The organism is Vibrio sp. NC2, assembly GCF_025195005.1.
GTDB lineage: Bacteria > Pseudomonadota > Gammaproteobacteria > Enterobacterales > Vibrionaceae > Vibrio > Vibrio splendidus.
In genome coordinates, this window is sequence record NZ_JANVFC010000008.1 from 142,800 (window position 1) to 163,616 (window position 20,817).

The following is a 20,817-nucleotide window of genomic DNA, read 5'->3' on the forward strand; positions in this document are numbered from 1 at the left end:
GCATTCAAGAAATTAAAATTAGGTGTGCCATGAGTCATTGTTGGAATAACGTGCTAATTAAACCAGACAACACAATCCGAGACGCATTAGAAATCATTAATAACGAAGCGTTGCGAGTGGTGTTGGTTGTCGATGAACAACTGTCTTTATTGGGCGTTGTAACTGATGGGGATATTCGTCGAGGTTTGCTAAACAACCTGCCTTTGAGTGAATCTGTATCAAAGGTGATGAACACTAATCCAACGACGGCACTAGAAGGCTCTTCTCGAGAAGAGCTGATTGGTCTGATGGAAAGTCTCGACATTTTGTCGGTTCCATTACTTGACGTAAGTGGCAAAGTTATCGGCCTAGAGACTTTGCATGGTGCACTTCACCAGCCTAAACATCAGAACCCAGTGTTTATTATGGCAGGTGGATTTGGCACGCGTCTTAAACCGCTTACCGATACGTGTCCAAAACCCATGCTGCATATTGGTAATAAGCCAATTTTAGAAACCGTGATCCGCAGTTTTATCAAAGCAGGTTTTGTTAACTTTTACATTTCGACTCACTACATGCCAGAACAAATCCAGCAACATTTTGGTGATGGCTCTGAGTTAGGTATCAATATTACTTATGTGTATGAGGAATCCCCTCTAGGCACAGGCGGTGCACTTGGTTTGTTGCCAGATAGTCTACCTAAAGACCTCCCATTGATTATGATGAATGGTGATGTCTTGACGAAAGTGGATTTTCAACGACTGTTAGAATTTCACACTGAGAACCAAGCTGACGCGACAATGTGTGTTCGTGAGTATGATTATCAGATTCCTTATGGGGTAATTAATGGTGAAGGCAATAAAATCACCAGCATGGTTGAAAAGCCAATTCAACGATTTTTTGTGAATGCTGGTATTTATGTGGTGTCACCTGAAGTGATTGCTTCGGTGCCTGAAAATCATCGAGTTGATATGCCGACACTGCTTGAAGTGCATATGAATGAGCGGGATAACATTTTAATGTTCCCTATTCATGAATATTGGCTGGACATTGGTCGCATGGATGATTTTAATCGCGCGCAAGCAGACATTCATACTCTAGGGTTGGACTAAGTTTTGAGAACAGTTGCAGTCATTGGATTGGGTAATATCGCTACCCGACATCGAAGAAATTTAAAGCTATTGTTTCCACACTGCAGACTACTGGCAATGTCGGCGAGTGGAAGGTTCCCAACAGCGCCTGTCTCTGATTGCGATGAAGTCGTCTCTAATATCGATGAGATCATTCGCTCAAGCGCCGAACTTGTCATTGTTGCATCCCCAGCCCCTTTTCACGCTGAGCATACTATTCCCTTGCTTAAGGCGGGCATTCCAACACTGATTGAAAAGCCAGTGACTACATGTGTTGAAGAGGCCAAGCGTTTAGAAGCTGTTGTTGAAAAAACGCAAACTCCGGTTACCGTGGGTTATTGCTTACGGTATTTGCCTTCAAGCCTTGAGGTAAAGGCATTGTTGGATAAAGGGGCAATTGGACGGATCTACAATGCGCGCATTGAGATAGGGCAGTACCTACCCGATTGGCGCCCAAGTAAAGACTATCGAAGCAGTGTATCCGCTAACGCAGAGCTCGGTGGTGGAGCATTGTTAGAGCTCAGCCATGAGTTAGATTATGCACAGTGGCTTCTTGGAAATTTAACGTTACAACACGCACATCTACGTTCTTCAGATGAACTAGGTTTGGAAGTAGAAGATTTAGTCGATATTGTCACAACCACCGAGAGTGGAGCATTGATCAATATCCATTTAGATTTCTTGCAACGTCAAGCTTATCGACGTTGTCGCTTTGTTGGTAGTGAAGGAACAATTGAATGGGACCTCATAAAAAATGAGGTTAAGCAGATCACTCATACAGTTGAAAATATTGTCTATAGCGACCCTGTTTGGGATAAAAACAAAATGTACCTCAATATGTTGCAAGATTTTATCAATATGACGAAAGGCAATAAGCATGATTGCATCGACCTACAACAAGCGACTAAAACTGTAGAGTTAATCGAAATTATTAAGCAGCATGCTAACACTCAAACCCAAGGCTAGATTTCCCATGAAAAACTATGCATTTATTTTTGTCCGTGGGGGCTCTAAAGGCTTACCTGGTAAGAATATTAAACCACTTGCTGGAAAACCTCTATTGCAATATTCGATTGAGACAGCTAGAGCCTGTGCATCGATTAGTGATGTTTTTGTTTCAACTGACGATAGCGAAATAGCTAAGGTCGCAGTGGAATGTGGTGCAACATTAATTGAACGCCCACCAGAACTGGCAACAGATACGAGCCCTGAATGGCTTTCATGGCGTCATGCGGTTGAGTGGGTACAAGCCAAGTATGGCGACTTTGCTCACTTTGTTAGCTTGCCAGCGACTAGCCCGTTACGTAGCGTTGAAGATGTAGAGTCGTCTATTCTACAACTGCAAAAAAAATATGCTGACATCTGTATTTCAGTCACTCCTGCAAGCCGTAGTCCATTTTTTAATATGGTAAAGAAAGATGAACAAGGCTTTGTTGAATTAGTTAATAGGCCAAACGGTGAGGTGGCGAGACGACAGGATGCGCCAGAAGTTTTCGATATCACGACCGTTGTTTACGCAACAACCCCCCGCTTTGTCTTGGATAATTACGGATTATTCAGCGGCAAGGTCACCAGTATCGAAGTGCCGAAGGAAAGAGCGGTAGATATCGATGATATTTATGATTTTAAGTTAGCTGAAGCTATTGTTATGGGTGAAGATCAATGAATGAACTGCTAAAGAGTAAGACGATATTGATTGCTGGTGCAGGAGGCTTATTAGGTTCTCGCTTGGTTCCAGCGGTACTTGCTCAGGGGGCAAAAGTGGTTGCTGCTGATATCAATGTCGATGCGATGAAACAGCGCTTAGAAGGTGTGGGTGTTGAGCTTGATAATGATGATCTGTCTTTAATTGAGTTGGATGTGACAAGTGAGCACTCAGTTAAGGCTTTCTTCGAGGGCTGTAATACACCATTAGATGGCGCTGTAAACACAACCTACCCAAGAAATAAAGCGTACGGCAAGCACTTTTTTGACGTGAGTTTCGAGAGTTTCAATGACAACCTATCTCTACATTTAGGGAGTGCTTTTCTGTTTGTTCAGCAAGCAGCAGCTTATTTTAAACGTACTGAACATTCTCTATCACTGGTAAATATTTCATCGATATATGGTGTTGTTGCTCCGAAGTTTGATATCTATGACAATACTCCAATGACGATGCCCGTTGAGTATGCAGCTATTAAGTCAGCGATTCAGCATTTAAGCAAATACGCTGCAGCATATGTGAATGACAGCCGTTTTCGTATTAACTGTGTCAGCCCTGGCGGGATCTTTGATCATCAACCAGAAGCTTTTTTGGAGGCTTATAAGAGCAACACACATGGTGCAGGTATGCTGGATGTAGAGGAGATCGTTGGTTCTGTACTCTTCTTACTTTCTGAGCAGTCCCGTTATGTAACAGGGCAAAATATTGTCGTTGATGATGGGTTTAGTCTTTAACGACCAATAAAAAGGGCCACAGGCCCTTTTTTGCTGGTCGTTTTACTTGCTGGTCGTTTTTAACTGTTGTAAAAATTGTTCAGGAGTGTTCATGTATGGAATGTGGCTTTTGATTTTAGCGTCGTCCCAATTCCACCATTGCGTGTCTAATAGCCCTTCAATGATATCATCAGAAAAACGATGTTTAATTATCTTTGCAGGAACTCCACCAACAATAGCGTAAGGTGGCACATCTTTACTGACGACTGCCCCTGCAGCAATTACTGCGCCATCTCCAATAACAATTCCGGGTAAAAGAATTACATTAGCTCCCATCCAGACGTCATTTCCAATAACGATTTTTTGGGTATTGGCTATGTGAGAAATAGATATATCTTCAGACACAAAGCCTGGTTTTTTGCTATATGTGAAAGTATTTGTCGATACCATGCTTAGGGGGTGATTCCCAGCGACAGTAACGTTGTCTGCTGAAATATTGCAGAACGCTCCGATAGATTCAATTAAGCGTGTTTGACTCCAAAACTGTTCATAGCCTGTAGAATACTTACCTACGGTAAAGCCAAAAAGTTTTTCTGAAATGTAACGATAACCTTCTTTGAACTTTCCGTGTTGGTCACGACACAGTTTTCTCCTCATGTAGTTGAGTTTGATAGCATGGTAAGGATTGAGCGTTTTTTTTCCCACTCGACGTTTGGCAAGTAGATGTCCATATTTATCTAAGGTTGCTCGTTCGTGTTGTGAAAGGTTGTAATCTGTCATAACGGCCTTACCTGCTAGGGTGTCTTTGGAGGGGGACTTTTTCTTAATGATAACTTACTGCATGCTATCGAGTCTCGCTTATATTTTTAGCGGATGATAAAATGTGAGCACTTTCAAGTTCAAATTAAAGTAATATTTGCTACTGGCTACTGGCTACTGGCTACTGGCTGTTTGGTGTTGAGAGTGCCAATCTCATGTACTATTCCTTGTCGAATAGTCGCCCATACTTATAGGGCTATGAACATAGATGTGTAGTTGGTTTAAATGCTTTCAATACAACGATTGTATTATTGTTTCTAATAAAGTCCTATATATCGCCATACGCCTAACCTAGTGTTAAAATCACGCTTTAACTACATTCCATATCGAGATTTCTAAAATGAATACTAAAGAGTCAGTAAAAGAACTTATTGCCAAGGTCCTAAACGTGTCAGTTGATGTTATTGATGACGAGTTGGCAGTTGGTGATATTCCTGAGTGGGACTCTCTTGCTCACATGCGCATCATTGCTGCATTGGAATCAGATCTAGGCGTAGTGTTAGATATTGAACAGACGTTAGATATTGAAGATGTAGAAGACATTGTTGACGCAGTTTTAAATAACGAGTAACTCTTTATGTCGGTAGTCGAAACAATACTAGCTCACGCAGCATCTCGTCCTCAACATATAGCTCTCTATGAGAAAAGCACTGCTGTTACCTACACACAGCTCGCTGAGACTATCAAACGCACTGCTTCTAAATTAATGAGAGACGTAGAACCAGGAGATGCTGTACTTGTTACTGCATCTAACAGCTACGCTTTCGTGGCTGTTTATTTTGCGATCCATTATATTGGTGCAAAAGTGGTTAACCTCGCTGCCGACATAGATGAAAGTTATAAGCAGTTCATCGATAGTAAGGTTAATCCGAGCTTATCGATTGAAGATTGCCAAGCCTATATTGCTGATGTTAATGACCAAATGATAGAGTTAGAAGTCATTAGTAACGTTTCTTCAGGCATCGCTGATCTTATGTTTACAAGTGGTACCACTGGTGAACCTAAAGGTGTCGCTTTAAGTCATCAGCAGTTGCTCACGGCAACTCAGCATATTGTAGATGAAGTGCGAAATACATCTGACGATATAGAGCTTCTATTAATGCCTCTTAGCCATTCTTTTGGAATGGGGCGTATGCGTACCACTCTTTTTTCCGGTGGTACATTAGTTCTGGGCTACCCACTTCAGCGCTTGAAAAGTGTTTTTAAGGCGATCGAGGAGCATAGGGTAACAGGTTTGGGGCTAGTTCCCTCAGCTTGGGCATTTATTACAACAATGTCTAAAAATCGTATCACTAAGTATGCATCCCAACTAAACTATATTGAGTTTGGGAGTGCACACTTGTCTCCTGAAGATAAGAAACTCTTGACGCAATGGTTCCCATCGACCCACATCGTTATGCATTATGGTTTGACAGAAATTTCTCGCGCGGTATTCACCCATTTCCATACCGACAACTTAGATGCAGTGGGCCATGTTTCTCGAGGCGCTGAATTCGTTATTCTTGGTGAGGATGGACAGCTCTTACCTGAGGGTGAAATTGGCGAAATTGCATTTAAGGCACCATGGATGCTAACAGAGTACTATCAGAATCATGACTTAACCTCTGCAGCATTTGCTAACGGTTATTTTCGAACCGGTGATTTAGGTAAGCATGAAGGCGAGTACTTATTCTTAACAGGACGGCTTAAAGAGATCATCAATGTAGGGGGTAAGAAAGTAAGCCCTTACCAAATTGAAGAAGTGCTGAATTCTGATGACGGTGTGATAGAGTCGGCCTGTGTTCCACATGCAGACCCTAGTATGGGAGAGGTAGTTCAAGCGTTTATCGTTGTTGAACCTTCGATTAGTGATGAAATCCATACTCTAGAAATGCGACTAAGGGCGAGTGTTGCGCAACGACTCCCTGTCCATATGCGTCCAGAAAAATACCAAGTAATTGATGAGTTACCAAAAACATCCACAGGTAAAATTCAACGTTTACACCTGACTAAAATGTAAGAGAGCTTCATGTTAAAACTTCGATTTCCTTTGCCCGTATTTCGTAATGCTCATGAAATTGCGAACGGAAAGAACGCAAGAATGGCACTCAAAGGCCTTGTGGCAAATCGTGTCGCATTAATAATCAGTCCATCATTTCGCAAGTCAAAGTTTTTTGAGCAAGTTATTCGCTTAGTCAATGCGACAAGCGTTCGTGTTATTGAGAAGTCTTGGAAGGGCGAACCGACGGTAGATGAACTGTCAAGTGTCGTTGGTGAACTTGAGTCATTTCAACCTGATTATATTGTAGCCCTTGGTGGTGGTTCCATTATCGATGGTGCAAAGCTAGCGTGGCTGTTTTATGAATGTCCAACAATTGATCCTGATATTTTATTCCGACCATTTGCAATACCACCATTACGTGGACGAGCAAAATTTGCAGCTATTCCGACTACAGTAGGGGCAGGGTCAGAAGTGTCGTCTGCGGCTGTGATGTTAGACAGAACTACTCAAAGTAAAAAGGCAGTCGTCACTCACGACTTCCTTCCAGATTTAGTGATTTTGGACCCTGAACTTGTGTCTGAAGTGCCATTAAGTATTTTAAGAACAACTGTCGCAGATGCTCTCTCACATGCAATTGAAGGCTATGTTTCTAAAATTCCTCACCCATTAATGGAGACATTTGCTGAGCAAGCCGTATCGATTGTTTATCGTTATCAGTCACAGCTCGCGCAAGATGAATGGCATGTTGATATGCTCTCTGAATTGCAACATGCAGCAATGCTCGCGGGCTGGGTTCAAAATCATTGCGTCGTGGGTCTTTCACATGCTATCGCCCATCAATTAGGTCACTTTAATATCGGGCATGGCTTAGCAAACGGGCTCTTGATGCCAGCTGTTATTGAATTCAATTATCAAAAACAGTTGACTGCACAAAAATATGAACAATTGATTAAGAACGCTGGTCTACCGAGTAAGCAGGCTCTTCTTGACCTGTTTGAAGGCTTAACTATGGGGCAAGGTGTTTCTTTGAAATTATCGGATGTACAGCTAGACAGCATTGCAAAGAATGCATTGCTTGACCCTGCAGCTGCGACAAACCCAGTCGCTTTCGTTGAAGATGACGTTAAAGAGATAGTGAAGAAATGCCTATAAAGAATGAAAGCTTAACGAGCGTATTGGATGCGCGCCCTTTCGAGTTATCTGAAGCGCAAAAGCAACCATTGTTCAAACAGAATTTGCTTGAAGAACTAGTACATCACTATAACAACAATGAAATGTACCGTAAGTTCTGCTTGAAAAATGGGTTCAACCCGACGCAGTTCAGTGGGAGCTTGGAAGAAATACCAGCGATTCCAGTACACATCTTTAAAGCTTTAGGCCATAAGTTAGCGTCTGTCAGCGAAACGGCGATCAAGACCAAGCTTCAATCTTCAGCAACAAGTGGCGTACCCAGCACTGTTCTTCTTGATAAAGTCACTGCTCGTCGTCAAACGAGAGCAATGGCTCGAGTGATGCAAGAAGTTTTAGGGCCGAAGAGACGTCCATTTTGTATCATGGATATTGACCCAACTAGCCCAAATGCAAGTAACTTAGGTGCTCGTATTGCAGCCGTCAAAGGTTATTTGAACTTTGCGTCATCTTCCCATTATTTCATTGATGCATCTAGCCCTTCATCACCACTAGAGTTCTTGGAGCAACAATTTGTTGATCATTTAAATGAACTGGACAGTGATGAGCCTCTTGTGATTTTTGGTTTTACTTTCGTTCTATATCATACGGTTTTCAAGAGCCTAAAAGAAAAGGGGGTCTCTTTTAAGCTTCCCGAAGGTTCGCAAGTCATCCACATTGGTGGCTGGAAAAAATTGGAGTCTGAAAAAGTAGACAAGAAAACGTTTAATCAAGATATCGCACAAGTACTGGGCATTCCTCCTGATAATGTTGTTGATATTTATGGTTTTACAGAGCAAATGGGATTGAATTACCCAGATTGTAAGGCGGGCTGGAAACACGTGCACGCTTACTCTGACGTTATCATTCGAGATGAAGCGGATCTATCGCCTAGCCCTAATGGTGTGGTGGGATTATTGGAGTTTGTAAGTCCATTACAGCACTCTTACCCTGGCAACGTTGTGTTGACGGATGACCTTGGTGTTGTAGAAGAGTCTGCGTGTGAGTGTGGTCAGGTTGGAAAGCGATTTAAGGTGATTGGTCGAGCTAAAAAAGCAGAAGTCCGTGGTTGTGGCGATGTGATGTCTGAAAAAGTCACTAAAAAGACAGCGTCTAAGCAATCTTTAGAGCAACCTGAGCACATGGTAGTGTATCACTCTCCAGTCGATTTGGATGAGTCTGATTCACCTTCTGAACAGTTGAGTGTCATTCTTTCACACCTTAAGTTGAAGCAGAAGTGGTTAGCGAAACAGCCTGCAGAAGCCATACTCGGTCTTTTCGATACAGCGCGTCAGACTTGGGCTGAGAATCCAGGATTAGATCCTTATCGTCATACTGGTCTTAATTTCTTAGCGGATTGGTGTGAACCGAATCGTCTACGCAGTTTACTTGATTCAGCGCTGCATGGGCAGCGAGGCTTCCTCGACAACTTTATGCCTCGCAAAGACATTAGTCACAGTTCACTTAAAGCTATGCCAAGGGGTATTGTTTCTCACTGGTTATCCGGTAATGTGCCGCTGCTTGGTATGTTTGCCCTAGTGCAAAGCATTTTGAGCAAGAATGCCAATGTTCTTAAAGTATCGGCAGATGAATCCCAAGCGCTTCCGATGCTGTTGAATACTTTCAAAGGCATCAGCTATACCACGCCTGGAGGTTATACAATTCACGGTGATGATCTATTAGAAACATTAGCTGTGGTGTACTTTGACCGTCATCAAAATAAGATAGCAGAGCGATTTTCAGCTAGTGCCGATGTTCGTATTGCTTGGGGCGGACGAGAAGCAATAGAAGCGGTTAGTGTTTTACCGAAAAAGTATAATAGCCAAGATATACTTTTTGGCCCTAAGCTCTCGATGATGGTTATTGGCAATGAAGCTCTAGACTCAGAGAAAGCCATTCGAAAATTAATAAGACGAGCAGCAACGGACTCAAGTGTATTTGATCAGTTTGCATGCGCTTCGCCTCACACTATTTTTGTTGAAAAAGGTGGCGAGATATCACCGAAAGAATTTGCAGAAAAGTTAGCGGCAGCCATGGACAAAGCTCTTGTTCGTTTACCAACACAAGTACCAGATATTGGGCAGGCAAATAAGATACGCTCAAAAATTGCTGAATACGGCTTTATTGGTGAATCTTGGAATGATCGTCATCTGCGTTGGACTGTATTGTTTGATGAAGGCACTGACTTGGTTGAGCCGACATATCAGCGAGTGATCACCGTTAAAGCTGTCGATAACATATTTGATGTTATCGATAGTGTGCATGAAGACATTCAAACGGTGGGCCTGGCTATGCATGGTGAGAAGAAACTACAGTTTGCCAACGAAATATTAATGCAAGGTGCAATGAGATGCCCTGATATTGGGTATATGACGCACTTTGATTCACCTTGGGATGGACTGTTTGCGCTAGATCGCCTAGTTCGTTGGGTATCACTTGGTGGCCCAGTTTAATTAAAACGAAAGCACTTTAGGTGCTTTCGTTGTTTTGGAAGATTGAAATGGCTAGATTTACATTTGAAATTTGTCAGCAAGATCAGGTTAGTGAACTTGTTAAATATATTGATGAATACTGGGCTAAAAATCACGTTCTTGTTACCTCTAGAGAGTTATTAGATTGGCAACATAAAAATGTGAATACAGGTAACTATAATTTTGTTATGGCCAGACATAATAAAAGTGGTGAGATATGTGGTGTGCTTGGTTTTATTCCGACGTCTCATTTTTCTGATGCTCTTGAGTCAGAGAAAGAAGTTTGGTTAGCTATTTGGAAAGTAAACGAAGGCCCTAAGTACATTGGTTTAGGTTTGGGGCTCCTCAACTTTTTAAAGCGAGAATTCGCGATAAAGAATATATGTTCAATTGGAATCAGCCAGATTGTTTTCCCTATGTATGAAACGCTAGGTTTTACTGTGGGAAAAATGAATCAAGTAGCATTAGTCAATAATACTCTTCCAGAATATCAAATAGCTAAGGTTCCGGAGCAATTAACGTTCTCTAGATGTCAGAAAAACGACCAGTATAAAGTGGTAGACATTGCGAAAGAGCAGGTTGTTTCTGTGTTGTCAGAGGATGGCTTATACCAACATAAATCACAGAAAGATGGACAGTATTTTGTTACTCGTTTCTTGAAGCACCCTAAGTTCGAGTATCGCTTTCTTGGGGTTTATAATAGAGACAAGTTAGAGAGTTTTCTTGTTGTTCGTTCAGTTGTTCATAATCAATCTAGCGCCTTGCGAGTGGTGGATATTCAAGGAGACTTGACTTCGATTGGTCGTGTGACGGCTCATTTATATGAGTTACTTGTTACGGAAGGGCATGAGTATTTAGATATCATGCAATATGGTATGGATGAAGGGAGCCTTTTCGATGCTGGTTTCGTGCCGGTCGACACTGATGGGGAATTAATTATTCCTGATTATTTTCAACCATTTGTACAAAAAAATATCCCTATTCATTTTGCACGCCAAAGCCAGGAAGACGAGCTGTCATTCGTGTTATTCAAAGGCGATGCAGATCAAGACCGCCCCAATATAATGTAGAGGAACAACATGTCTCAGCCAATAACCGTTGTTATGTACCACTATGTTCGTCGAATCGAAGAGTCACGATATCCAGAGATTAAAGGCTTAGAACTCGACCTTTTTGTTGAACAGTTAGAGTTCTTTTCAAAGCACTATAATGTTGTGACGATGGAACAGGTGTTATCCGCAAAATACGACAACCAAACTTTGCCCGAGAAAGCTTTGTTGCTTACGTTTGATGATGCATATGCCGAACACTTTACACACGTTTACCCTATTTTGAAGAAAATGGGTATGCAGGGCTCATTTTATGTACCGGCAAAAACTGTACTCGAACACAAAGTATTAGATGTGAACAAAATTCACTTTATCTTGGCTTCAACCTCCAATATTCAACAGCTTGTAGATTCTCTTCAGATAGAAATTGAGTGCTATAAAAGCAATTACAACTTAAAGTCATTCGAAGAATATTACGCGGAGTTTGCGGTTGCGAATAGGTTTGATTGCCAGAATGTGATTTTTGTTAAGAGAATGCTGCAGCATGCATTGCCAGAGGAACTTAGAAATATTATTTCTGATAAGCTTTTTGCTGAGTATGTGGGTATGGATGAAACTGCGTTTTGTCGAGAGCTGTACATGGACAAGTACCAACTTGAGCAATTAGTTCGCGACGGGATGCATGTTGGTTGCCATGGGTATGATCATTATTGGTGGAATAAATTGGATGAAAAATCCTTGGAGATTGAGCTCACTCGCTCTAAAGACTTTTTAGCCTCAATTGGTTGTGATATGAGGAACTGGACAGCATGTTACCCTTATGGCTCATCTAGCGACAGTGTGGTGTCTGAGCTTGAAAAGCAAGGGTGTAAGGTTGCATTTACCACAGAGGTGCGGGTTGCAGATTTAACGTGCGATGCTCCCCTTTTGTTACCTCGTCTAGATACCAATGATTTACCTAAAGATAAACAAGCTTCTATAAGTCATTGGTATGAAAGTGCTTAGTTAAGCCGTTAAGCCGTTAAGCCTTTGAGCAATCAATCAGTTAAGCATGCGCGCTTAAATATCAAAATTTTGAGCGCGTTTTTTAAAGTGATTGACGAGAAACGTAGCCATGTCGTTACCTATATGCGAATCATAGGTGTGCGCATCGATAGGGACTTCTTTGTAAAGCAGAGAAAGAGTGTATAACGCTGTAGATGTTACGCCTGTAATTGACGATATTTTGATATGCTTATTGGCTAGCTCCAGTTCGATAGGAGATTCACTTTTATGATAGGTAAGGTTAGGTAATGCCTTAACTGCACTTGTCACTTCTTCTGATTCGGTTCTATGCGGAAAATAGATCACAGGCACATTCTTCTTTGCAATAACCTGTTCTAATTTTGAAATATAAGCGCTAACACTTGGTTGGTTCTTATCTCCAATAGCACCCTCACCGATAAAAGCAATTGGTGCTATAGGGTCGTAGCAATTTGAAGCCCCTATGTTTTTTCTAATAGACTCGAGCGTATTGAGTTTTAGGGGGCACACTGGATTCTCAATATCGAAAATAGAGAACATCTCGAAGTTTTCAGCATAAGGTATCGTGCCAATTTTTTTGCACCCCTGAAGCTGAATCAAGAAATCTTGTAGAAAGCGTGTTCTGCTAAATATTTTTTTGTCTTTAATATATTTGAAGTATTCGTATAGATTGCCCATTCCATCATCAATGAATACCAGCTTCTTTGCGGGTAGATTTCTTTGGAACATACGAGTACGCCAAGATGTATATTCAGAGAAAAAGAAATGCTCAATCGATTCTCCATTTGCTAGCTTTTTCACTTCTTTAAGAATTCGTGGGATAACAAAAGTACGATTTGAGCGACCAACTTCAATGATATGATCCCATTTATTTTCGTCATACAGTTGAGCTAGGTGCTGTTTACCTTTTTCTGTGTCTTGCTGAACTAATACCAAGATATTATTGTTGGTTTGATAAGCATCTCTAGCTTCATTTGCACAGATATATTGGAATGGGGATGTAACGAGAAATACGTTCATAAAAGACCTTGTTCATTAACCTAATTCAGAATATTGAATTGAACGCTCCAAAGAGCCTTTGTTTCTTTTAAAGATCGAGAGGGCTTGGTTAGCCATGTTAGTGGCACTATGCTCATCTTCGAGTAATTGGGTGACCTTGGATCCCAAGATATTACCTTCACAAATCAATATGCCTCTTGAAGCCAACAACCTTTCTGTAATCTCTTTGAAATTAAAATAACTAGGCCCTGTGATTGTCGGTACACCTAAAGCTGCTGGTTCCAATACATTATGGCCGCCAACTTTATCTCCAATTAGGCTTCCACCCATGAAGCAGACATCAGCAGATCCGATTAAAACCAGCATCTCTCCCATTGTATCGCCAACATAAACTTGTGGTTGTTTATCGGGTTCAATATCAGCGTTTGTTCTACGAGTTGTTATAAACCCTGAACTTTGGCAAAGCTCAAATACGCTATCAAATCGTTCGGGATGCCTAGGTACAAGGATGAGAAGAGAATCGGGCTGGTCTTTTAAAACATGCTTGTGGGCATCTAATATTATCTGATCTTCTCCTTCATGAGTACTAGCCGCTATCCAAACCGAGCGACTTTCGCCGAGTTCCTTCCTTAGTGTTTTGCCTTGTTCTCTCACTTCATCTGAAATTTGAATATCAAATTTGATGGAGCCAGTGATAGCAAGTTTACTTTTCGGCACGCCAAGTGATTCAAAATGGTCAGCATCGGATGGGCTTTGGCAAAGTATGTTGGTCAGACAAGGCTCGATGATGTTGAAGACGGGTTGAAACTTAGAGTAATTATTTCGAGATTTCTCAGATAGCCTTGCGTTCACGACCGTTATTGGCACACCAAATTGAGATACTTGATGAAGTGTATTCGGCCAAAGCTCGGTTTCGATAATCAGCATGTGTGTTGGGTTCACCGCTTTTAGAAAGCCCTTAACAGCAAAGCTAAAATCGATGGGCATGTAGCGGTGCTCAACCAACTCACCTAATTTTTCAATTTGCTCTGCACCGGTACTGGTTGTCGTTGTGACGACAATAGTTTGGTCTGGGTTTTGTTTTTTGAGCTCTTTGATCAGAGGTACAGCCGCGATACTCTCGCCGACAGAGACGGCATGAATCCAGATAGGGCGTTGGTTCGATTTGATCCGGGGTGTTATCCCAAAATGTTCTTTCCAACGGCGCCCAAACTTCGGCTTATTTGGCTTACTTTTATATAAGCCAAATAATAATAGCGGGGCTACAAGCGCAAGAAGCAGCGTATAGAAAAGTCGGATTAACATGCACTTACCGAAATCGCTTCTAACTTGTGGATGCTCTCGATGACTTGCTTTGGTGATAGCTCTGTTAGACATTTTAAATGCTTAAATTCACACTCACGCTTGAAGCAAGGGCGACATTCGATGTCCGTATGGACAATATCTACTTTTTCAGCCAAGGGTGGAGTGTATTTTGGTGAAGTTGAACCGTAAACGGCAACAACATTACACCCAACGGCTGCAGCGACATGCATTAAGCCCGAATCATTAGCAACGACAGTTTGGCAGGCACCAAGCAGATCAACGGCTTCAATCAAGCTGGTTTGACCGGCTAATACATGAATCTTTGATTGTAACTCATCAGGAACAAGTGCCTTTATGCTGTCACAAGTCTCTAGATCTTTTTGAGAGCCAAACAACCATACTTGCTTGCCCGCTTTACTCATAGCCGTTGCGACTTCTGCATAATGAGTTTCTGGCCATTTCTTTGCAGGGCCAAATTCTGCGCCTGGGCAAAGCCCTGTAATGGCAGCATCTACAGTCAGTTCGAATTTGTTAGCCGTAGACAGCTGTTCATCTTTCAAAATGGTTAGAGCAGGTCTAGGCAAATGCTCTAGCCCGCCTAGGGAGCTGGAGTCGATCATCTCTGATCTTGGATGAGCAAGAGCCACATAGCGCTCAACCATGTATTGGAAGGATTTCTTATTTGGGCGAAGATCGTTTAATAACCCGTAGCGCATTTCACCTTTCCAGCCAGTACGCTTTGGAATGTTTGCAAACCAAGGAATCAATGCTGACTTGGCTGAGTTTGGACAGATAAAAGCTTGGTCATATTTCGTATCACGAAGCGTTTTACCAATGGCTCGGCGCCCAAGTAAATTGAACTCACCATGGCCAAGAGGCATCTCAATCGCTTGATTGACTTCGGGCATACGCTCCAGAATCGGTTTACACCAACCGGGTGCAATTACGTCAATCAGTGCATTTGGGTGTTGTTGTTTGAGTGTAATGTACAACGATTGTGACATTACCATGTCGCCCACCCAAGATGGACCTATTATCAGAATCTTCTTCATCGTGTATACGTCTTGAGCCACAGCTCTCTGTCTTCGTAAGGGTTATAGGTACTTTCTGGATCGGGTTGAGTCGTCAAAAAACGCAATACCCACATGTATTGCTCAGGACGTTTCCTTACCGCACCTTCAATAAACTGATTCATTCTTTGTGTATCTTGATGATCGCTTTGTGAAGGGTAATCTTCCCAAGCTGGGAGTACATCAATGCTGAATTGACCCGTTTGAGCGTCATAGTTTGAGAATACAGGAATGATTTTTGCTCTACTTACTTTAGAAAGCTTGCCAAGCCCCGGCAACGTTGCTTTTGATACATTGAAAAAATCAACGAAGATACTGTGCTCGCGACCGTGGTCTTGGTCAGGTAAGTAGTAACCTAAGTAGCCATCTCTTACTGATTTGATAAAAGGTTTTATGCCATTGTCACGTTCGTATACTCGGCCACCGTATTGAACGCGTTGTTTATGCATTAACCAGTCCGTCACAGGGTTCTTCTGTCTCTTCGCCATCGCAGAGACAGGTAAACCTTGAGATGCCAGATAGATAGCTGGAATATCAATCCCCCAACTGTGAGGCACTAATAGAATAGCTTTGTGCCCTTGCTCCAGCGTTTCATGAATATTGTCAATACCATGAATGGTTGTGTTTTGGGTTAACCACTTTTGGCTGCGCAGTGATAAAGATGCGAAGTTAAGCAAAAATGAAACAGCTGTGATTAACGTTTTCTCAAGTAGTTGCTCTTTTTCTTCATCACTTTTTTCTGGGAAACAGAGGCCGAAGTTAATCCAAGCATTATTAATGGTGCGACTTGGCTTTTTAATCGCATACTTTGCCAGCTTGCAGCTTAACCAGTACTTTGTTTTTTGTGGGAAAAACACTAATGGTATCCCCACGAAAACACCAAGCCAAGTTCCCCAATATTTAGGAGCAAGAAAGTCCCACTTGAAGGTGGGATTGTAGGCCGCTGGATCGAAGTCGTTGCGCTTCTCAGTCATTGAAAGCTCTCAGTCATTGAAAAGTAAGAGAGTGATTATTGGTTTTGCAGAGTCATATATTCCGCAACACCTTCTGCAACCGTTTTGAACTCAATATCACAGCCAGCAGCACGAAGCTTGGTTAAGTCTGCTTGTGTGAATTCTTGGTATGCACCTTTTAGGTGTTCAGGGAAAGGAATGGTTTCGATCTCACCTTTTCCATGATGTTTAATCACCGCTTTTGCTACTTCTTCAAAAGATTCCGCGTTGCCGGTGCCTAGGTTGAAAATGCCAGAAACACCATTTTCTAAGAACCACAGGTTTACGGCTGCTACGTCACCTACGTAAACAAAATCACGCTTAAATGTTTCGCTACCTGCGAACAGTTTAGGGTTCTCACCAGCGTTCATTTGGTTGTTTAGGTGGAAAGCAACAGAGGCCATGCTGCCTTTGTGATCTTCACGTGGACCGTAAACATTGAAGTAACGGAAACCAGTAATTTGAGGTAACGTCTCGTTATGCGCTACAGCATCTGCTGTTAAGCGACGAACATAGTTATCAAATTGTTGTTTAGAGTAACCGTAGACATTTAATGCGCCTTCATACTCTTTTTCTTCGATGAAAGTCTCTGTCTCACCGTAAGTGGCAGCTGAAGAGGCATATAGGAAGGGAATTTCACGCTCAATACAGTAGTGAAGCAGCTCTTTTGAATACTCGTAGTTGTTGAGCATCATGTATTTGCCATCCCACTCAGTCGTCGCAGAGCACGCACCTTCATGGAAAACGGCTTCAATAGGGCCGAAATCATCGCCAGCCATAACTTGAGTTAGGAAGTCGTCACGATCCATGTAGTCAGTGATGTCTAGGTCGACAAGGTTTTTAAACTTCTTACCATTTTTGAGGTTGTCGATGACCAGGATATCGTTGTGGCCAGCTTTGTTTAGCGCCTTAACAATATTGCTGCCAATCATACCAGCACCACCAGTTACGATAATCATACTTTTCCTACTCTTTTGAATACAAAACTATCGCGAGTATAGCAAGGAATGAACAATACGGGCTAGTGCAAACCCAGGTTACTCATTCATTAGTATATGAATTAACTTCATGAATTTAGCTATCCAATGCGACGTCTAAGATAAAGATGGTGAGCGACTTATGAGTGGATGAATATTGAGCTTCGCAGACCAGATGTTATCAGCTCGATCTATCCGCTTAGTGGCGATATACTGAACCACTAAACGGATAGGGATACTAATAACTAATGAAAACACGTGACAAGATTGTTTACGCTGCTCTAGAGCTTTTTAATGAGCACGGTGAGCGTAGTATTACGACCAATCATATTGCTGAGCATATCGAGATTAGCCCTGGTAACCTCTACTACCACTTCCGTAACAAACAAGAAATTGTACGTGACATCTTTACGCTCTATTCAACAGAGTTGCTTGAAAGGTTCACGCCGATTCAAGGGCAACAAGAAAGCCTGACGCTACTAAAGCGCTACTTAGATTCTATCTTCACGTTGATGTGGAAGTACCGATTCTTCTATGCGAACCTACCTGAAATATTGTCACGTGATGAAAAACTCCACCTTGATTACATGGCCGTACAAGAAAAGCTGCAAACGAATCTTGTGGATATTATGAGAGCCTTCGTTGAGTTGAACTTGCTCAAAGCAACGGATACGGAAATGAAGTCGATGGTAACGTCGCTTCACTTGATCGCATCGGGTTGGTTAGCTTATCAATCTGCGATGTCTCCAAAAGCCCAAATTACAGAGCAAGTTGTACATCAAGGGATGCTACAGATGATTGCTACCGTTAAACCGATTGCGACTGCGCAAGGTTTTGAGCAGCTGACATTATTGGAAGATGGTGTAAGGGCGTTGAACTCTAAGTAGAAAGATGCGAGTAATGAAGATCGGGAAAGAGCAGATTCGAGTAGCGAGATACGAGTAAACGAAAAGCAGGGTAGAGCGGCGACTAGGCAAGCGTTTTTCATGTCACGTTTTACTCTGACCTTGTGTCGGCTTTAAGCTTTTCGTATTCAAGTGACTCGAACCCGGCGTCTCTTTAAGCTCTTCGCATCTCGGCTACTCGCATCCCGCATCTGCTTTAAGCTCTTCGTATCTCGGTTACTCGCATCCCGCAACTGCTTTAAGCTCTCCGCATCTCGGTTACTCGCATCCCGCATCTGCTTTTAAGCTCTTCGTATCTCGATTACTCGCATCCCGTATCTGCTCTTTATCGAACTAACCAACTCTTTGGATTCTGAGCTTGGCTGTTTCTTCGAATTTCAAAATACAGTGATGGACGCGTTTGGCCGCCAGTGTCACCAGCAAGCGCGATGGCTTCGCCCGCCTTAACCTTGTCACCTTCTTTCTTTAAAAGTGCTTGGTTAAAGCCGTAGAGCGTCATATCGCCTTTACCGTGGTCAAGTAGTACCACTAAGCCATAACCACGCAAGTACTCTGCAAATACCACCGTACCTGAATAAACAGACTTAACTTGCTGACCGTACTTGGCGTTGATCACCATGCCTTTCCAGTTAATTTGACCCGTTTGGCGTGAGCCGTAGTTATGCAGAACTTTGTCTTTGATTGGCCAAGGCAGTTTGCCTTTACGTTTGGCTAACCCATCCATAGGGATTGCATTACGTCTCTCGCGAGCAGCTTTTTCCGCTTTCGCTATTTCAGCTTTTAGGCGAGTTTCATTGCGCTGAAGCTCCGCCAAGTAACTCTTATCACCCGAGATGTTTTTCTTGATGCTGCCAACCGTTTTCTTACGCTGCGTTTGAGTCTGAGATAACTTATCGCGCTTGGTGGTTTGCTGTTTTAACAATGTTGCTATCTGTTCTTGCTCAAGTTGACGCTGCTTATGGCTCTCTTCTAGTTCAAGTTGCGTCTGTTCAATCGTTTTGATTGTTGCGGAGCGCGCTTTGGCAAGGTGTTGGTAGTAGTGACTGATGCGATCTTCTTCCACACCAGTGTTGAGGATGTGAGAAGACGCTTTAGCTCGACTTGTCATGTAGTAAGTTTGAATCAGTTGTTCTAACTTGTCGGTATGGATTTTTTTCTGAGCCGTAAGCGCTTTAATCTTGGTGTCTAAGTTGGCAAGATTTGCATTGGCCGTATTGAGTTGTTTTTTACTGTCTAGAATCGCCTTTTCAAGCGACACAATCGACAGCTCTTGTTTCTTGAGGTTTGCCTGTAGGCTATCGAGTTTTTTCTGCTGTGAGGAAAGGTTTTTTTGTTGGCGAGATATTTCGCTCGATACGCCTTTCAGTTCCCCCTGAGAGGCGGCGAATGACGATGTAGATAACAGAGCAACACAAAGGCTGGTAGATATCAGAAGAGTCCGGCTAATGGCTCGAATTTGTTTCATCATTATCGTCATTTAGTTGTATTCATCTGCTCTTAATTTTTCGAATTTCGCTGAATCGAATCCCGCATCTGCTTTTAAGCTTTTCGTATCTCGGTTACTCGAATCCCGAATCTGCTTTTAAGCTCTTCGTATCTCGGTTACTCGCATCCCGTATCTGCTCTTAAATCCCATCACCATGGATGAAGTTCTGAGAGCGACCATTGAACCCTTGATCCATATCCAAAGAGGGTTTGTCTGTTTTCGGTTTTCCGACAATTTTTGCAGGAACGCCAGCGACTGTAGTATGAGGTGGAACTGCCTGAAGAACCACAGAGCAAGAACCAATCTTCGCGCCTTCACCCACTTCAATGTTGCCGAGTATTTTAGCGCCGGCACCAATCATTACGCCTTCGCGGATTTTAGGGTGACGATCGCCACCTTCTTTACCCGTACCGCCAAGGGTTACGTCTTGAAGGATAGATACATCATTTTCAACGACGGCTGTTTCACCAATCACAATACCTGTCGCGTGGTCGAGCATGATAGCTTTACCGATACGAGCTGCTGGGTGAATATCAACTTGGCAAGCAACCGAAATTTGGTTTTGTAAGTAAGTGGCAAGTGCGATACGGCCTTGCTTCCATAGCCAGTTAGCCACTCGGTAACCTTGAAGGGCGTGGTAGCCTTTCAGATAAAGCAGAGGCATGGAGTACATCTCGACCGCAGGATCTCGATTTACCGTCGCGCAAATATCACAAGCGGCAGCATCAATAATAGATTGGTCCTGCTTAAATGCTTGTTCAACTACTTCACGCACAGCCATTGCAGGCATTGAAGCTGTTTTAAGCTTGTTTGCCAGAATGTAGCTGAGTGCTGCGCCTAAACTTTCATGGTTGATGATCGTGGCATGATAAAAACTCGCAAGCATAGGTTCTTGCTCCGACTGCTGTCGAGCTTCCTTAACAATGCATTGCCAAACTTTTTGTTGTTCACAGTGTTTCATTTTACCATCCATTCCTTTAAACCAGATACGTGTAGCGAGATGAGAGATGAGAGATGCGAAGAGCGACAAGAACAGATTAGAGTAGCGA

The 20,817-nt window shown here is 42.6% G+C and carries 19 protein-coding genes; 11 read left to right on the forward strand and 8 right to left on the reverse strand.

The window, feature by feature from the left end; translation table 11 throughout:
• Window positions 1-29 precede the first annotated feature (29 nt).
• Genes NX845_RS12955 through NX845_RS12970 form a run of 4 tightly spaced genes read left to right on the forward strand, consistent with a single transcriptional unit; the run spans window position 30 to window position 3,545 of the window.
• A complete protein-coding gene (locus NX845_RS12955; protein ID WP_017086712.1) occupies window positions 30-1,091 on the forward strand; it encodes a nucleotidyltransferase family protein in 1,062 nt (353 codons plus the stop codon).
• Window positions 1,092-1,094: 3 nt separating this feature from the next.
• Entirely contained in the window at window positions 1,095-2,075 is a 981-nt protein-coding gene (locus NX845_RS12960) for a Gfo/Idh/MocA family protein (protein ID WP_029222181.1), read from the forward strand.
• Window positions 2,076-2,082: 7 nt separating this feature from the next.
• Window positions 2,083-2,775, forward strand: coding sequence for a cytidylyltransferase domain-containing protein (locus tag NX845_RS12965; protein ID WP_260256867.1), 693 nt, complete (start codon window positions 2,083-2,085; stop codon window positions 2,773-2,775).
• The gene (locus NX845_RS12970) at window positions 2,772-3,545 is read left to right on the forward strand and encodes an oxidoreductase (protein WP_017086709.1); all 774 of its coding nucleotides are present in this window, start codon (window positions 2,772-2,774) and stop codon (window positions 3,543-3,545) included. The genes NX845_RS12965 and NX845_RS12970 overlap by 4 nt, the downstream gene beginning before the upstream one ends.
• 42 nt (window positions 3,546-3,587) lie before the next feature.
• Here NX845_RS12970 and NX845_RS23425 read toward each other — a convergent pair whose 3' ends face one another.
• Window positions 3,588-4,304, reverse strand: coding sequence for a CatB-related O-acetyltransferase (locus NX845_RS23425; protein ID WP_311319412.1), 717 nt, complete (start codon window positions 4,302-4,304; stop codon window positions 3,588-3,590).
• A gap of 379 nt (window positions 4,305-4,683) precedes the next feature.
• On the opposite strand from NX845_RS23425, the gene NX845_RS12980 reads away from it, so the two are divergent.
• The 6 genes from NX845_RS12980 to NX845_RS13005 are packed head-to-tail and all read left to right on the forward strand — an operon-like array spanning window position 4,684 to window position 12,016.
• Window positions 4,684-4,914 carry an acyl carrier protein gene (locus NX845_RS12980; protein WP_017085189.1) on the forward strand — a complete coding sequence of 77 codons (231 nt, stop codon included), beginning with the start codon at window positions 4,684-4,686 and terminating at the stop codon, window positions 4,912-4,914.
• A gap of 6 nt (window positions 4,915-4,920) precedes the next feature.
• Window positions 4,921-6,342: a class I adenylate-forming enzyme family protein gene (locus tag NX845_RS12985; RefSeq protein ID WP_017085188.1), complete on the forward strand. Its 1,422-nt coding sequence runs from the start codon at window positions 4,921-4,923 to the stop codon at window positions 6,340-6,342.
• Window positions 6,343-6,351: 9 nt separating this feature from the next.
• Window positions 6,352-7,476 (forward strand): iron-containing alcohol dehydrogenase, encoded by a 1,125-nt coding sequence (locus tag NX845_RS12990; protein WP_017085187.1) that lies wholly within the window; start codon window positions 6,352-6,354, stop codon window positions 7,474-7,476.
• Window positions 7,467-9,944: an acyl-CoA reductase gene (locus tag NX845_RS12995; protein WP_260256868.1), complete on the forward strand. Its 2,478-nt coding sequence runs from the start codon at window positions 7,467-7,469 to the stop codon at window positions 9,942-9,944. Before NX845_RS12990 ends, NX845_RS12995 begins: the two co-directional genes overlap by 10 nt.
• Before the next feature lie 47 nt (window positions 9,945-9,991).
• On the forward strand, window positions 9,992-11,032 hold the full coding sequence (locus NX845_RS13000; RefSeq protein ID WP_017085185.1) for a hypothetical protein: 1,041 nt from the start codon (window positions 9,992-9,994) through the stop codon (window positions 11,030-11,032).
• A 9-nt stretch (window positions 11,033-11,041) separates the two neighbouring features.
• Window positions 11,042-12,016, forward strand: a complete 975-nt coding sequence (locus tag NX845_RS13005) for a polysaccharide deacetylase family protein (RefSeq protein ID WP_017085184.1) — start codon at window positions 11,042-11,044, stop codon at window positions 12,014-12,016.
• A gap of 54 nt (window positions 12,017-12,070) precedes the next feature.
• Here NX845_RS13005 and NX845_RS13010 read toward each other — a convergent pair whose 3' ends face one another.
• The 5 genes from NX845_RS13010 to rfaD are packed head-to-tail and all read right to left on the reverse strand — an operon-like array spanning window position 12,071 to window position 17,359.
• The gene (locus NX845_RS13010; protein WP_065682056.1) at window positions 12,071-13,054 is read right to left on the reverse strand and encodes a polysialyltransferase family glycosyltransferase; all 984 of its coding nucleotides are present in this window, start codon (window positions 13,052-13,054) and stop codon (window positions 12,071-12,073) included.
• Window positions 13,055-13,069: 15 nt separating this feature from the next.
• Window positions 13,070-14,338: a lipid IV(A) 3-deoxy-D-manno-octulosonic acid transferase gene (waaA, locus tag NX845_RS13015; RefSeq protein ID WP_260256869.1), complete on the reverse strand. Its 1,269-nt coding sequence runs from the start codon at window positions 14,336-14,338 to the stop codon at window positions 13,070-13,072.
• On the reverse strand, window positions 14,332-15,390 hold the full coding sequence (gene waaF, locus NX845_RS13020) for a lipopolysaccharide heptosyltransferase II (RefSeq protein WP_260256870.1): 1,059 nt from the start codon (window positions 15,388-15,390) through the stop codon (window positions 14,332-14,334). Before waaF ends, waaA begins: the two co-directional genes overlap by 7 nt.
• Window positions 15,387-16,382, reverse strand: coding sequence for a lauroyl-Kdo(2)-lipid IV(A) myristoyltransferase (gene lpxM, locus NX845_RS13025; RefSeq protein WP_017085180.1), 996 nt, complete (start codon window positions 16,380-16,382; stop codon window positions 15,387-15,389). Before lpxM ends, waaF begins: the two co-directional genes overlap by 4 nt.
• Before the next feature lie 35 nt (window positions 16,383-16,417).
• Window positions 16,418-17,359 (reverse strand): ADP-glyceromanno-heptose 6-epimerase, encoded by a 942-nt coding sequence (gene rfaD / locus NX845_RS13030; protein ID WP_017085179.1) that lies wholly within the window; start codon window positions 17,357-17,359, stop codon window positions 16,418-16,420.
• Window positions 17,360-17,625: 266 nt separating this feature from the next.
• Between rfaD and NX845_RS13035 the strand changes: the two genes are divergently transcribed.
• Complete coding sequence (locus tag NX845_RS13035; protein ID WP_004733226.1) at window positions 17,626-18,264, forward strand: TetR/AcrR family transcriptional regulator; 639 nt, start codon at window positions 17,626-17,628, stop codon at window positions 18,262-18,264.
• A 343-nt stretch (window positions 18,265-18,607) separates the two neighbouring features.
• On the opposite strand, the gene NX845_RS13040 is transcribed toward NX845_RS13035, so the two are convergent.
• Together NX845_RS13040 and cysE are read right to left on the reverse strand one after the other, a co-directional pair.
• Window positions 18,608-19,759, reverse strand: a complete 1,152-nt coding sequence (locus NX845_RS13040) for a murein hydrolase activator EnvC (RefSeq protein WP_102496958.1) — start codon at window positions 19,757-19,759, stop codon at window positions 18,608-18,610.
• Between the two features lie 148 nt (window positions 19,760-19,907).
• On the reverse strand, window positions 19,908-20,729 hold the full coding sequence (gene cysE, locus NX845_RS13045) for a serine O-acetyltransferase (RefSeq protein WP_009847961.1): 822 nt from the start codon (window positions 20,727-20,729) through the stop codon (window positions 19,908-19,910).
• Between the last annotated feature and the right edge of the window lie 88 nt (window positions 20,730-20,817).

Bases quoted from the DNA above. Each gene is read 5' to 3' on its own strand.
- NX845_RS12995 (WP_260256868.1), top strand. From the start codon at position 7,467: ATGCCTATAAAGAATGAAAGCTTAACGAGCGTATTGGATGCGCGCCCT.
- NX845_RS12955 (WP_017086712.1), top strand. From the start codon at position 30: ATGAGTCATTGTTGGAATAACGTGCTAATTAAACCAGACAACACAATC.
- NX845_RS13005 (WP_017085184.1), top strand. From the start codon at position 11,042: ATGTCTCAGCCAATAACCGTTGTTATGTACCACTATGTTCGTCGAATC.
- NX845_RS13000 (WP_017085185.1), top strand. From the start codon at position 9,992: ATGGCTAGATTTACATTTGAAATTTGTCAGCAAGATCAGGTTAGTGAA.
- NX845_RS23425 (WP_311319412.1), bottom strand. From the start codon at position 4,304: ATGACAGATTACAACCTTTCACAACACGAACGAGCAACCTTAGATAAA.
- lpxM (WP_017085180.1), bottom strand. From the start codon at position 16,382: ATGACTGAGAAGCGCAACGACTTCGATCCAGCGGCCTACAATCCCACC.
- NX845_RS12985 (WP_017085188.1), top strand. From the start codon at position 4,921: ATGTCGGTAGTCGAAACAATACTAGCTCACGCAGCATCTCGTCCTCAA.
- cysE (WP_009847961.1), bottom strand. From the start codon at position 20,729: ATGAAACACTGTGAACAACAAAAAGTTTGGCAATGCATTGTTAAGGAA.
- NX845_RS12980 (WP_017085189.1), top strand. From the start codon at position 4,684: ATGAATACTAAAGAGTCAGTAAAAGAACTTATTGCCAAGGTCCTAAAC.
- NX845_RS13040 (WP_102496958.1), bottom strand. From the start codon at position 19,759: ATGACGATAATGATGAAACAAATTCGAGCCATTAGCCGGACTCTTCTG.
- rfaD (WP_017085179.1), bottom strand. From the start codon at position 17,359: ATGATTATCGTAACTGGTGGTGCTGGTATGATTGGCAGCAATATTGTT.
- NX845_RS13010 (WP_065682056.1), bottom strand. From the start codon at position 13,054: ATGAACGTATTTCTCGTTACATCCCCATTCCAATATATCTGTGCAAAT.
- NX845_RS12970 (WP_017086709.1), top strand. From the start codon at position 2,772: ATGAATGAACTGCTAAAGAGTAAGACGATATTGATTGCTGGTGCAGGA.
- waaF (WP_260256870.1), bottom strand. From the start codon at position 15,390: ATGAAGAAGATTCTGATAATAGGTCCATCTTGGGTGGGCGACATGGTA.
- NX845_RS12965 (WP_260256867.1), top strand. From the start codon at position 2,083: ATGAAAAACTATGCATTTATTTTTGTCCGTGGGGGCTCTAAAGGCTTA.
- NX845_RS13035 (WP_004733226.1), top strand. From the start codon at position 17,626: ATGAAAACACGTGACAAGATTGTTTACGCTGCTCTAGAGCTTTTTAAT.
- waaA (WP_260256869.1), bottom strand. From the start codon at position 14,338: ATGTTAATCCGACTTTTCTATACGCTGCTTCTTGCGCTTGTAGCCCCG.
- NX845_RS12990 (WP_017085187.1), top strand. From the start codon at position 6,352: ATGTTAAAACTTCGATTTCCTTTGCCCGTATTTCGTAATGCTCATGAA.